Raw genomic sequence first — 357 nt, 5'->3', positions numbered from 1 at the left:
ATTGGAGCCCTTCTTTTAGAGTTTGGTTTGGCTTTTCCTGTCGGTCATAAGGCCATGAAAAGGTTGTTCTTTTGGCTGGGCCGGCAATCCTCTGCTGAGCTACCTAAGGCGTTGGTATTGGAACTTAAAGTTGCACATGATCATTACCTCTATTTGAATGAACGAATTGCGGAGCAAGATCAAAAGATTAAAGAATCGGTTAAACAAGATGATCGCTGCCAATTATTGAAAACCGTTCCTGGCATTGGTGATATGACAGCCAGCCAAATTGTGATGGAAGTAGGTAACGGCAGTGCATTTCATAACGGACGGCATATGGCCGCATGGTTAGGGCTTGTCCCCAGGCAGTATTCGACA

1 protein-coding gene is annotated in these 357 nt (G+C 45.1%); it reads left to right on the top strand.

Going from position 1 to position 357, the window contains the following annotated elements; translation table 11 throughout:
* Window positions 1-27 precede the first annotated feature (27 nt).
* The coding region (locus tag QWI17_RS03875) for a transposase (protein WP_302721195.1) at window positions 28-357 on the top strand (330 nt) is incomplete at its 3' end.

It is taken from the genome of Gilvimarinus gilvus, from assembly GCF_030518155.1.
Taxonomy (GTDB): domain Bacteria; phylum Pseudomonadota; class Gammaproteobacteria; order Pseudomonadales; family Cellvibrionaceae; genus Gilvimarinus; species Gilvimarinus gilvus.
Note: the sequence above shows the minus strand (reverse complement) of the source record. Positions and strands in the feature narration are given on the sequence as shown.